Source organism: Rhodanobacter sp. Soil_C_14, from assembly GCF_057657335.1.
In genome coordinates this window covers 331903-344306 of record NZ_JBDGIQ010000004.1, presented here as the reverse complement: position 1 = coordinate 344306, position 12404 = coordinate 331903, and the positions used below count along the sequence as shown (strand labels likewise).

General features: G+C 67.6%; 11 protein-coding genes. 7 read left to right on the top strand and 4 right to left on the bottom strand.

The annotated features are described in order from the left end of the window. The first annotated feature begins 62 nt into the window (after positions 1–62). A complete protein-coding gene (locus AC3A56_RS12210) occupies positions 63–929 on the top strand; it encodes a helix-turn-helix domain-containing protein (RefSeq protein ID WP_487770508.1) in 867 nt (288 codons plus the stop codon). A gap of 307 nt (positions 930–1236) precedes the next feature. Beyond that, positions 1237–2079, top strand: a complete 843-nt coding sequence (locus tag AC3A56_RS12205) for a class I SAM-dependent methyltransferase (RefSeq protein WP_487770507.1) — start codon at positions 1237–1239, stop codon at positions 2077–2079. 5 nt (positions 2080–2084) lie between these two features. On the opposite strand, the gene AC3A56_RS12200 is transcribed toward AC3A56_RS12205, so the two are convergent. After that, on the bottom strand, positions 2085–3275 hold the full coding sequence (locus AC3A56_RS12200; RefSeq protein WP_487770506.1) for a serine hydrolase domain-containing protein: 1191 nt from the start codon (positions 3273–3275) through the stop codon (positions 2085–2087). Positions 3276–3502: 227 nt separating this feature from the next. Here AC3A56_RS12200 and AC3A56_RS12195 point away from each other — a divergent pair, with 227 nt between their 5' ends. Beyond that, positions 3503–4237, top strand: a complete 735-nt coding sequence (locus AC3A56_RS12195; protein ID WP_487770505.1) for a class I SAM-dependent methyltransferase — start codon at positions 3503–3505, stop codon at positions 4235–4237. Between the two features lie 258 nt (positions 4238–4495). Beyond that, on the top strand, positions 4496–5059 hold the full coding sequence (locus AC3A56_RS12190; protein WP_056718238.1) for a peroxiredoxin: 564 nt from the start codon (positions 4496–4498) through the stop codon (positions 5057–5059). A 62-nt stretch (positions 5060–5121) separates the two neighbouring features. Here AC3A56_RS12190 and AC3A56_RS12185 read toward each other — a convergent pair whose 3' ends face one another. Then, positions 5122–7068, bottom strand: coding sequence for a M61 family metallopeptidase (locus AC3A56_RS12185; protein ID WP_487770504.1), 1947 nt, complete (start codon positions 7066–7068; stop codon positions 5122–5124). A 188-nt stretch (positions 7069–7256) separates the two neighbouring features. Between AC3A56_RS12185 and AC3A56_RS12180 the strand changes: the two genes are divergently transcribed. Both AC3A56_RS12180 and AC3A56_RS12175 read left to right on the top strand, forming a co-directional pair. Then, a complete protein-coding gene (locus AC3A56_RS12180) occupies positions 7257–8015 on the top strand; it encodes a hemerythrin domain-containing protein (RefSeq protein WP_487770503.1) in 759 nt (252 codons plus the stop codon). Positions 8016–8120: 105 nt separating this feature from the next. Next, positions 8121–9797, top strand: a complete 1677-nt coding sequence (locus tag AC3A56_RS12175; protein WP_487770502.1) for an AMP-binding protein — start codon at positions 8121–8123, stop codon at positions 9795–9797. Here AC3A56_RS12175 and AC3A56_RS12170 read toward each other — a convergent pair. Next, positions 9792–10691 carry a LysR family transcriptional regulator gene (locus tag AC3A56_RS12170; RefSeq protein WP_487770501.1) on the bottom strand — a complete coding sequence of 300 codons (900 nt, stop codon included), beginning with the start codon at positions 10689–10691 and terminating at the stop codon, positions 9792–9794. The genes AC3A56_RS12175 and AC3A56_RS12170 overlap by 6 nt on opposite strands. Before the next feature lie 116 nt (positions 10692–10807). Here AC3A56_RS12170 and AC3A56_RS12165 point away from each other — a divergent pair, with 116 nt between their 5' ends. Continuing rightward, positions 10808–11530, top strand: a complete 723-nt coding sequence (locus AC3A56_RS12165) for a pirin family protein (RefSeq protein ID WP_487770500.1) — start codon at positions 10808–10810, stop codon at positions 11528–11530. A gap of 120 nt (positions 11531–11650) precedes the next feature. Here AC3A56_RS12165 and AC3A56_RS12160 read toward each other — a convergent pair whose 3' ends face one another. Then, positions 11651–12355 (bottom strand): GNAT family N-acetyltransferase, encoded by a 705-nt coding sequence (locus AC3A56_RS12160; protein ID WP_487770499.1) that lies wholly within the window; start codon positions 12353–12355, stop codon positions 11651–11653. Positions 12356–12404: the final 49 nt, after the last annotated feature.

The following is a 12404-nucleotide window of genomic DNA, read 5'->3' as shown; positions in this document are numbered from 1 at the left end:
GGACACGGAAGGATGATTTTCGGCACTTGTGCAGAACCCCGCGCCGTCGCGAGGATGCGCCGATGAGCGATCGCCCCGCCTGCTATCCCGCGCCACCGGCACCGCTGCTGTCGGGCAGCAGCCCGAACCGCATGCCGCTGCTCGACGTGCTCACCTCACCGGTGCCGTCGGGCCGGTTCGATTCGCCGCTGGACGATCGCCACGTGCTCTGCCTGCATCTGGGCGACCCGGTGCCGGTCAGTTACCGCATGGGCCGGCACGAACGGCGCGGCACGCGCATCCATGGCCAGTTCTGCGTCGTCCCCGCCGGTTCGAGCACGCGCTGGACGCTGACATGCCCCGCCCGATCGCTGCTGCTGCGGCTGACCCCGGCACTGCTGGGGGATACCGCCGACGCGATGGGGCTGGCATCGCAGGACGCCGGGCTGGCGCCGTCGATCCACATCCGCGATCCCCAGGTCGAACGGATCGGCTGGATGATGCAGGCCGAGGATCAGGACGCCCATCCGGGTGGCCGCCTGTTCGCCGACAGCCTCGCCGCGGCGCTGGCCGCGCGTCTGCTCGCCCTGCAATCGCGCAGGCCGGCTCCATCCCCGGGTCGCGCGCTGCCGGCGTGGCGGCTGCGCCACGTGATCGAGTACATCGAGGCGAATCTCGACCAGGACCTCACGCTCGCCGAGCTGGCCGGCGTGGCGGGCTTCAGCCTGTCGCACTTCAAGCCGCTGTTCCGCCAGGCCGTGGGCATGCCGGCCCATCGTTTCGTGCTGGAACGGCGCGTGGAGCGTGCGCGAACGCGACTGCTCGAAGGCCGCGCCAGCCTGACCGACATCGCGCTGGAAGCCGGCTTCGCCCATCCCAGCCACATGGCCCGCTGCATGCGCCGCCTGCTGGGCATGAGCCCTTCGCAGATCGCCGCTTCGTCGCGCTGAGAGGTTGTGAGTTTTTCAACCTCGAAGTCCGGCCATGGATGGCCGGGCGCGGATCGGTCACGCAAGTGACTGATTCGCGTGAGCACGTCCGGGCATGTACCGGACGTGCGATAGAAGAAAACCACAGGAAGTGGTTTTCTTCACAAGCTCTGAGAGGTGACTGCTTCATGTGAGCGAGTCCGGGCGAGCTGCCGGCCAGCGGCCGCAGCCCGCGCGGTTCGCACGGGCGCCGCGTTCGCCGCCGGGTTACGATGCCGCCCCTTCGCCCCGTTCCGCGTGCTGTCGTCGCCCAAGGAGATCGCCCACCGTGTCGCACTATTCCGGCCCCCTGCTCACGCGCTCCACCGCCGAAGCCCTGCTGGCGGCACGCGCTGCCGGCGCCGGTGAATGGGTGGGCTCGCTGGACCTTGGCGTCAGCAGCGAGGCGGTCGCGCTGGAGCCCGAGGCCTGGCAACGCGGTGGCCTGCGTTATCCCTATCCGGAACGGCTGAAGGACCGCACGATTTATCACTGGGACGGCGACGACTTCGCCCCGGTGGCGCGCTACGCCAACTCGCTGATCAAGCTGGTGCCCACCGAATGGGGCGCACCGACCTTCGAGATCGACGGCATCAAGATGCTGCCGACGTCGAAGGAATCACCGTTCGACGACGCCCGCCGCAAGGTGGCCCTGGTCGAACCGCGCGGCAAGGTGGTGCTGGATACCTGCGGCGGGCTGGGCTATTTCGCGGCGTGCTGCCTGGAAGCGGGCGTGGCGCGCATCCACTCGTTCGAGAAGAACGCCGACGTGCTGTGGCTGCGCACGCTGAACCCGTGGTCGCCCGATCCGCAATCGCCCGCCAGCGGCGGCCGTCTGCAACTGACCCATGCCGACGTGGCGCAGGCGATCACGCAGATCGCCGACGCCTCGGTGGATGCGCTGCTGCACGATCCGCCGCGCTTCGGCATCGCCGGCGAGCTGTATTCGCAGGCGTTCTACGACCAGCTGGCGCGCGTGCTGCGCCGTGGCGGTCGACTGTTCCATTACACCGGCAGCCCGAACAAGCTGACCAGCGGCCGCGACGTGCCCCGCGAAGTGCAGAAGCGGCTGGAGAAAGCCGGCTTCAGGGCCGAGCTCGCGCTGGACGGCGTGCTGGCCACGCGGCGTTAGAATCGTCAGCGGGTGGGTCCGCCGTCGACGGCGCGCTTCACCGCGTCGACGAAGTCGCGACGCGCGGCGACCAGTTCCTTCGAGGTCGCCTGCGGCCACGCGCCGACCTGCACGATGACCAGCTGGCGCGCCGGATCGACGTAGACCATCTGGCCGTAGATGCCGATCGCCGCATAGCTGCCGTCGGTGTCGGTCCACCACAGGTAGCCGTAGCCATGGCCGGGGCTGTCCACGTCCTGCTGCTTGCGCATGGCGCCGTGCATCCATGCCTCGGCGATCACCGGCTGGCCGCCGATCTTGCCGCCATCGAGCATGAACTGGCCGATCCGGGCGTAGTCGGCCAGCGTGGCGGACAAGCCGCTGCCGCCGGTGTCGCTGCCGTCGCATTCGTCCTTCAGCCAGTACGCGTCGGACGCCATGCCGTAGGGCTTCCAGATCGCCTGCGACAAATACGCCGCCAGCGACTGCTTCGTGGCGCGCTGGACCAGGATGCCGAGCAGGTCGGTCTCGGCGGTGTTGTAGTTCCAGTGCGTGCCGGCCGGATACGCGCGCGGCAACTTGGCCAGGTACGAGATCACGTGCGCCTGGCCGTTCTCGCAGGCGGCGCGATACATCTGCGCCACGTCGGAATGCGGGTCGGCGTAATCCTCGTTCCAGCGCACGCCGGAGGTCATCGTCAACAACTGCTCCACGGTGACCTTGGCATAGGCGCTGTCGCGCAGTTGGGGGATGTAAGTGTCCAGCGTATCGTCCATGCCGTGGATGTCGCCCCGGCGCAAGGCGATGCCCAGCAGGGTCGAGGTGACCGACTTGGCCACCGAGAACGAGGTCCAGCGCGTGCCGTCATCGAAACCCGGCGCATGGCGCTGCAGGCGGATGCGGCCATGCTGCAGCACCATCACGCCGGCCAGATGGTGCGTCGTCATGTAGCCGGCCAGTGTGGACGAGCCGTCTTTCCACTGAGGCGTCAGTGCGGCGCCCTGCGGCAAGGCATGCACGTGCGCGCCGTGATCCACGCGGTCGGCGGGGAAGATTTCGTACATGCGCGGAAAGCGCGCCGTGTGTTCGGCCTGGCTCCAGAACAGCACGTCTTCGCGCTGCTGACCGACCGACGGCGTTTCGCTGGCCAGCAAGGGCCACGCCACCGCCCAGCACGACACGAGGCACAGCAGACGCAGGCAGATAGTCGAACGCATGACACTCCTGATGACCGGCGAGCGGTGCCCGCACCGGACCGAAAGATGGCGGAGAAACCGCGTCGCGATGAGTCGCGACGGGCGAGAACCCGGCCATTCTAGAACCTCCGCGAATGGCAGCGGCACGCCGACTGCCTTGCGTGCAGGCGACGGGCATGACACGCGTCACTGGTTTCCCCGCGGCGGCGACGCAAGACTCCGTCCATTCGAGGCTGACAGGAGCGAACTTGAACACTTCTCGTCGTGGTCGTTACGGGATCGACGCGCCCTATGTTCCCGCGCTGATGGCCGTGGGCCTGCTGGCCTGCCTGGGCGTGATCGCCTTCACGCCCCTGCGGGGCTGGTGGTTCAGCGCGGGCCTGGTGGCGCTTCTTCTGGCCATCTACATGCACACCACCTTGCGCGGGAAATTCGCGGTGTGGCGTAACCTGCTCGACGCGCGCCAATGGCGCGGCGACGAACAGGTGCTTGACATCGGCTGTGGTCGCGGCGCCGTCCTGCTGATGGCGGCGGATCACGTCCCGCGCGGGCGGGCCACCGGCATCGATATCTGGAGCAGCAAGGACCAGTCGGGCAACGGCATCGATGTCACCGCCCGCAATGCCGAAGCCGAAGGCGTGGCCGACCGCGTCGAGCTGAAAACCGCCGACATGCGCGCCCTGCCATTCGCCGACGCCAGCTTCGACCTGGTGGTTTCCAGCGTGGCGATCCACAACATCGGCGACGCCGCGGGGCGCGACCAGGCGATCGACGAGGCGTGGCGGGTGCTGCGTCCCGGCGGACAGTTGCTGATCGCCGACATCTCGAAAGGCGGCCAGTACCGCAGGCATCTCGAAGCCATGGGCATCCGTGCCGAACGGCGTTCGCTGGGCTGGCGCATGTGGTGGGGTGGCCCGTGGATGCCGACCACGCTGGTCTCGGCAAGCAAGCCGCTCGTCGGCGATGGCACCGAGGCAGGTTGAGTGGCCGGCGACGACATCATGCACATTACGAAGATCCGGCGCAGGGACATGGCGGACAGCATCCTGCAACTGACCGATGATTCCTGCGCTGCCTGCAAAGGGGCAGCCCATGAACATGATCGACGAGACCCGCGCAGCGCGACCGTGCTGAGCAGGCAGCGTGCGCCCGGCCGAACCAGGACGGCATGCGTACATCCACCTGCCCCGTTCCGGCGTATACAGGTACATTGGCGTCCCGCCCCCACCCCGGAGTCCCCCATGAAGCCACTGATGAAATTCGCCACGCTTGCCCTGCTCGGCGGCGCCACCGTCGCGATGCCGGCCTTCGCCGCCCTGAAAGCGGGCACCCAGGCACCGGAATTCAGCGCACCCGCCTACCTGGCCGGCCAGCCGTTCACCTTCGATCTGGCCGATGCACTGAAGAAAGGCCCGGTGGTGGTGTACTTCTTCCCCGCGCCGCACACCTCCGGCTGCAACGTCGAGGCGCACCTGTTTTCCGAGGCGATCGACAAGTTCAAGGCCGAGCACGCCACGGTGATCGGTGTCACCGCCGGCAACCTCGACCAGCTGGCCGCGTTCTCGAAGGAAACCGAACACTGCGGCGGCAAGTTCCCGGTCGCCGCCGATGCGGGCGCGAAGATCGCCAAGCAATACGACGCCACCTTGCTGATGCGCCCGGGCTGGTCCGACCGCACCTCGTACGTGATCGCGCCGTCCGGCAAGATCACCTACGTCTACTCCGACCTCAGCCCCAACAAGCACGTCGAAGAGACGCTCAAGGCGGTGAAGGCGATCGAGGGTGCCGGCAACAGCGGCATGTGATTCCGGACTGATGAATGACCGGCGCGGAACGAAGCAGGAACTTCGTTCCGCCCCAAGCTTGCCTACTTCCGCGCCGCGATGATCCGGCTCAGATAATCCGGCGTGCCCTCGATGCGCTGCAGGTGCGGGTACTGCATGCCGTCGTGGTAGTCCACCGGCACGGTGCGATAGCCGCCCTGGTATTTCAGCAGCAGCTGGATCGGCGCCTTGCTGCCTTTCGCCGCGGCGATCGCTTCCTTCAGCACCTCTTTCGAATAGGCCTGGCCGTTCACCGCTTCCAGCGTGGCACCGGTGCTGACGCCGGCCCTGAACGCGGGGCCATTCCAGCGCACGTCGTTGACCTCGCCCTTGTCATTCATGGTCAGGCCGATCGACCAGGCGAAGTTGTACAGGTGGCGCGCGGGCTCGGGCCGCGAGTTGTACTGCTTTTCGAATGCCGTGGGCTGGTCGGTGTAGACCAGCTTCCAGCCGGTGGCTTCGAGGCCGCCGGCCAGCGGCGGATTCAGCGTGTCGACGCGCGCGTGCAGGAAGCTGGCCCAATCGTCCTTCGCCACGCCGTTCAACGTCGCCACCACGTCGTCGAAAGTGTAGGGCCGGGTCACGTAGCTGCCGTTGTCGACGCCGAAGAACGCATGGGCGAAATCATCCAGCGACTTGCCGTCGTGGGTGAGCGAGCGAATCCGCGCATCCACCGCCAGCCACAGCATCTGGCCGCCGCTGTAGTAGTCCTCGCTCATCTGCCAGCTGCGATACGGCAGGCTGGAACGATGCGCCGCGGTGGCGTCGTTGGTGGTGTCCTCCAGCGTGCGCCACTGGAAGCCGGGGCGGTTGCGATCGTAGTTCGCGGCGACCATCGCCAGACCGTCGCGGAACTGCTGCGCCGTCCACATGCCCGAGCGCGCGGTGAGCACGTAACCCCAGTATTGGGTCTGGCCTTCGTAGACCCATAGCAGCGAATCGCCCATCGGCACGTTGAAGTTCGGCGTCCACAGGTCGGCGGGGCGGCGGAACTTGCCGTTCCACGAATGGGCGTACTCGTGCGCCAGCAGGTCACGCTCCGGCGCGTTGCTGTCCCAGGCGGTGAAATAGTCGGCGCCCAGGCCGTTCTCGCTGGACTGGTGATGCTCGGTGCCGTTGCCGCCGAGCACGTCGGACAGCGAGAACAGGAAGTCGTAGTGGTCGTAGTGATGCGAGCCGAACAGGCTCACCGCCTGGGTGACCAGGGCGCGATGCGCCTTGAGCTGCTCGGGCGACATTTCCAGGTACTTCGGCGCATCGGCGACGATGTCCAGGTGCACCGGCGCGGCGCCGCCCGGGTTGAGGTCGACCCGTTTGAAATATTGCCCGGCGTAGATAGGCGAATCGACCAGGTTGTTGAACGTCACCGGCTTGAAGGTGGTGGTGTCGCCCGACTGCGAGGCCGTCTCCAGCGCCGTGCCCATCTGCCAGCCATGGGCCAGCGTCACGCTGGGGGCGAAGGTGATCGCGCGCGAGAAGTGCCCGGCCGGATACAGCGCCATCTTGCTCCATTCCATGTCCATCATGCGGTCGGTGATCTCGAAGCCGCCGTCGCGCGGGGACATGTATTCGAATGCCACCTCCAGGCGGGTCACGCCGGCCGGCACGTCGAGATGGAACGCGAACACGTTGTACTTGTCGCGCTTCCATGGCACCGGTTTGCCGTCGGCGGTGATCCTGAGCCCGGCCAGCATGGCGATCGGGCCGCTCGGAGAATGGTCGCCGGGAATCCATTGCGGATACAGCAGGGTCAGCGGACCGGCCGCGACGGGGATCGTCTCGCGTACCCGGAAGATGCCCTGCACCGTGTCGCTGGCATCGACATGCAGCGCGATGGTGCCCGGATACGGCGTGTCCTGCGGCGGCGGCACCTGGTCAGCGCCGATCGTCTGCGCCGGCGCGGCCGTGGCGGCCAGGGCCAGCATCACGGCGGCGGCGAGCGCGGCCAGCGTGCGTCGGGGGCGTGACCAGGTGGGGGTGGAAACGGGCATGGGGAACTCCGGCAGGCAGGTGAATGGACAAAACTATCACCACTGTTCGGCCGGCGGTGCCGCGCGTGCCACGCAGTGTCACAAATCGTCCCGACCTGCCCGCCGGTTGACGCCGGGCCGCACCGCCAGCGGCCCTGTCGCAGCAGATCCCATGGCCTGCCGGCGCGGGCTTCGCCACTTTCCGCCACATGGCACACATTCTGCTTCAGGACTCATGCAGGCACCGCCGCCGGCACCAGCGGAAGGCGGTCGAAAGGAAGCGGGTTTTGTCTTGCATCGTCCGGGGCTTGCTGATGGTCCGGGGCGACAGGGTCGGGTGGAACGGCACCAGCGCAATCCAGCAGGGAGACCAGGCCATGAACTTCTTCGGAAAAAAACAGCAGCGTGCAGGACCCGAGGTATCGCTGGAGGATCACCTCGCGGAACAGCAGGTGGCCCCCGGTACCCAGCTCCATTACGACAGTCGGCTCGTCGAGCGCCTGTGCGGCCATGCGGTCAGCCTGATGGACCTGCTGGCGCTTGGCGGCAGCGCGGCGCGGGCGTCGAAGTTCGACGAGGCGGAAAGGTGCCTGTACCGATTCCGCCTGCTGTTCAACGAACATATGCTGGACAAGAACCTGCGCCTGTATACCTACCTGGGCCGCTGCCTGAAGTCGGACCCCGAAGGCCTGGAATTCATGCGCCATATGCGCCGGGAAACCGGCGAGATCTCGCGCCAGACCACGCGCTTCCTCAGCCGTTGCCAGGAGGCCGGCATCAGCGAGGAAAGACGGGACGAATTTCTCGACGAACTGGCCCTGATCGAGGACCTGCTCCGCCATTGCTTCACCCGCGAGGAGCGCTCGCTGTACCCGATGTACCGATCGCCCCGGTCCTACCAGGCCGCACCGGCGCAATCGTCTTCCATCGGCAAGCGAACGCAGGTCGGCCACGCTCTGCCCTGCTGACAGCCCGGCGGGCGAGGTGGCAGCCCTGTGACAACCGCCAGGACCATCGTAAGGTATCGCCAGCGGGGAGATGTGGCATCGGCAATCACGGCGGGGGACGCTGAAGTGCTCAAACCATTCGGCAAGCATGTGCCATCGGCGCTGAGCCGGGCCGATTTCCCCAACGTCGCCAGTGCCGCCTTCGACAGCAGCCAGACCCTGCCGCAGATGCTGATCGATGCATGCCGGCGCCACGCCGGGCGCCCGGCCTTCAGCAACCTCGGGCACAGCCTGAGTTTCGGCGAGATCGACCGCCTGAGCGGCCTGCTCGCCAGCCATCTGCGCGAAGGCCTGGGACTGGCCAGCGGCGAGCGTGTGGCGATCATGCTGCCCAACCTGCTGCAGTTTCCGGTGGCCGTGCTGGGGGTCTTGCGCGCCGACCTGGTCGCGGTACTGGTGAACCCGCTGTACACCGCCCGCGAACTGCATCACCAGCTGGTCGACTCGGCCGCTGCCGCGCTGATCGTGCTGGACAACTTCGGCGCGGTGGCCGCCGAGGCGCTGGAAGGCACCACGGTCCGGCACGTCGTCACCACCCGCGTGGGCGACATGCTGCCGTGGCCGAAATCGCTGCTAGTGGATGCGGTGCTCAAGCATGTCCGGAAGATGATCCCGCCGTTCCATATCGACGGCGCCATCCGCTGGCCCCGCGCGCTGTCCGAAGGCCGGCGGCTGCCGGCCGTGCAGTCATGCGCCAGCGCGACCGACACCGCGCAACTGCAATACACCGGCGGCACCACCGGCCTGTCCAAGGGCGCCGTGCTGCCCCACTCGGCCCTGGTCGCCAACGTGGCTTCGGCCGAACAATGGCTGGGACACCGGCTCGACCCGGCCACCGACGCGGTGATCGTCTGCCTGCCGATGTATCACATCGCCGCTTACAGCAACGCCCTGTACAACATGGCGCACGGCCTCCATTCGGTGCTGGTCACCAACCCGCGCGACATCCCCGGCCTGGTGGCCACCTTCGCCAGGGTCAGGCCGGCAGCCTTCGCCGGCGTCAATACGCTGTACGACGCCCTGCTCAACTCGCCCGACTTCGCCAGGCTCGACCTGTCCGGACTCAAGTTGTGCCTGCAAGGCGGCACGGCGCTGCGCAGCGGCACCGCCGAACGCTGGAAAGCGCTGACCGGAATGACGGTGGTCGAGGGCTATGGGCTGTCCGAAACCAGCGCCGCGATCACCTTCAATCGCTGGGACGCGTACAACCCGGTCGGTTCGATCGGCCTGCCGCTGGCCGAGGTGGAAATCACCCTGCGCGACAGCGACGGTCGCGTGGTGGCCGATGGCGAACCGGGCGAACTTTGCACGCGTGGCCCGCACCTCACCACCGGCTACTGGCAGCAGCCGGGCGAAACGCGCGAGGCCTTTTTCGAGGGCGGCTGGTTCCGTACCGGCGACATCGCCCGCGTCGACGAGAACGGCTATTACTTCCTGCTCGATCGGCGCAAGGACATGATCCTGGTGTCGGGCTTCAACGTGTTTCCCAACGAAGTGGAAGACGTGGTCGCGATGCATCCGGGCGTGCTCGAAGCCGGCGTGGTCGGCATGCCGGACGAGAAGACCGGCGAGGCCGTGCGGCTGGTGGTGGTACGCAAGGATCCGGCGCTGAGCGAGGAAGACCTGCGCGCCCATTGCCGCCGGCATCTCACCGCATACAAGCAACCGAAACAGGTCGAATTTCGCGACAGCCTGCCCAAGACCGCGGTAGGCAAGGTGCTGCGACGCGAACTGCGCTCATGACCGCCGCGGCGCCGCCGCGCCGAATTGTTCCACCAGGAAGTCGCTGAACGCGCGCACCAGCAGCGAGGACTGGCGATGCTGCGGATACACCGCGTGCACGGTGAACCCCTCGGGCCGGAACGCCTCCAGCACGGCGAGCAGGCGTCCATCGGCCAGCGCGTCGACCACGATGAAATCCGGCAGGCTGGTGATGCCCAGCCCGGCGATCGCGGCGTCACGCAGCATCTCGCCATTGTTGGCGCGCATCGGCCCGCTTACCGACACCTTGCGCACCCGCTCGCCCACGCGATACGACCATTCCATCCGCGACGCATGACCGTAGGTCAGGCAGGCATGCGCCGCCAGTTCATCGGGCGCGGACGGCGTGCCGCGCCGGCGCAGATAGTCGGGACTGGCGCAGGTGATCAGCTGCACCGTGGCGATCGGCCGCGCGATCAGGCTGGAGTCGGCCAGCGTGCCGATGCGCACGGCCATGTCATAGCCCTCGCCGATCAGGTCGACGGTGCGGTCGTTGAGTTCCAGCTCGACCGTGACCTCGGGATGGCGCTGCATGAACGCGGGAATCAGCGCGCCCAGATGCAGGGTGGCGAACGACATCGGCGCGCTGAGTCGCAACAGGCCGCGGGGCGCGGCGGTCTGGCTGGTGATCAGCTGCTCGGCGGCATCGACCTCCTCCAGGATGCGCCGGACCCGCTCGTAGTAGGCCAGGCCCAGGTCGGTGGCACGCAGTTGCCGGGTCGAGCGCAGCAGCAGCCGGGCGCCCAGCCGTTTCTCCAGCGCGGCGATGCGCTTGCTGACGAACTGCTTGGACAGCCCCAGCCGCTCGGCCGCCGCGGTGAAGCTTTGCGCCTCCACCGCTTCGGCAAAGATGCGCATGTCCTCCAGCTGGCTCATTGTCGCTCTCCGGTTGACAGTATTAAGCAGTTCACCGTCTTTATTGAAGCACGTGGCGACTCTAACATCCCGCTTCAGATGCAGCAGAAGCTGCGCCCCTCAACGAGGAGAACACCATGATGCAAGTACGCAAGGCTGCCGATCGCGGCGTCGCCGACCACGGCTGGCTGAATTCCCGCCACACCTTCTCCTTCGCCAGCTACATGGACCCCAGCCAGATCGGCTTCTCCGACCTGCGCGTGATCAACGAGGACCGGGTGGCCCCGGGCCGGGGCTTCGGCAAGCATCCGCATCGCGACATGGAGATCTTTTCCTACGTGCTGGAAGGCGCCTTGGCGCACAGCGACAGCATGGGCACCGGCTCGGCGATCAAGCCGGGCGACGTGCAGCTGATGAGCGCCGGCAGCGGCGTGACGCACAGCGAGTTCAATGGCTCCGACGAGGCGCCGGTGCACTTCCTGCAGATCTGGATCGTGCCGGAGCACGCCGGCGGCGCGCCGGTCTACCAGCAGCGTCATTTCTCCGACGCGGACAAGCGCGGCCGCCTGCGCCTGATCATCTCGCCCGACGGCCGCGACGAGTCGCTGCGCATCCAGCAGGATGCCTCGGTGTATGCCGGGCTGTTCGATGGCGATGAAAGCGCCACGCTGACGCTGGACGGCGACCGCCACGCCTACGTGCACGTGGCCCGCGGCAGCATCGAACTGGACGGCGTGAAGCTGCAGGCCGGTGACGGCGTGCGCCTGCGCCATGCGCGCAGCTTGCGGCTGGACGCCGGCGACAATGCCGAGGTACTGGTGTTCGACCTGCGCCCGCAGGAACTGCCGCAGATGCCGTGAGGCAAGGCAGGCCGGCGGACGGATCGATGCGTTCGATCCGTCCGCCGGCGTTTGCGTGTTGGTCCGTCGGTGACACGATCACCGACGCAGGCCAAAGACGTCATCGTCCGAAAACAGGCCTCAGCCGGAACCACCCTTCGACGGCTCCTGCCGGCGCTCCAGTACGGCCACGCTGACTTCGCAGCGCAGCGTGAAGCCCAGCGTCTGGTACAGCGAGATCGCCGCCACATTGTTCTTCCACGCATGCAGGAAGGCCGTTTCGCCACGCGCCGCGATGGCCGCGGCGACATGCCGGGACAAGCGCCCGGCGCAACCGTGGCCGCGAAAATCGGGATGCGTGCACACGCCACTGACCTCGGTGTAACCGGCGAAACGGAAACGCTCGCCCGCCATCGCCACCAGCCGGCCGTCGACGCGGATGCCGAAGAAATTGCCCATGCGATGGGTCTGGCGCAGGAACGGACCGGGCTCGGTCAGGGTCGCCAGCGCCAGCATCTCGTCGGCGTCCTCGTCATGCAGCGCGAGGATGTCGTCGCCGGTCGGCGGCGGCGCCACCGGCGACGGCGCCACCATCTGCACGCCGCGGGCCAGCTTGACCGGCGCCAGCCCGGCGGGAATCGCGATCTCCGGCACCTGCAGGATGAACACCTGCTCCGCGGGCTGCAGCAGCGCCGCCAGGGCCGCCAGCGCGGCCGGGCTGTCGTCGCGGGCGGACGCGAAACGATTGACCAGCGGCTGGTAACGGCGCGCCAGTTCATCGCCGATCGACAGCGGCGCGTGGGCCGAGGTCAGGCTGGACCACACCGGTCGGTCAAGCAGGTTCATCGTCATCGGGGGGCCTCGCCGGGTTTCGCGAGCGGTAATGCGGACAAAC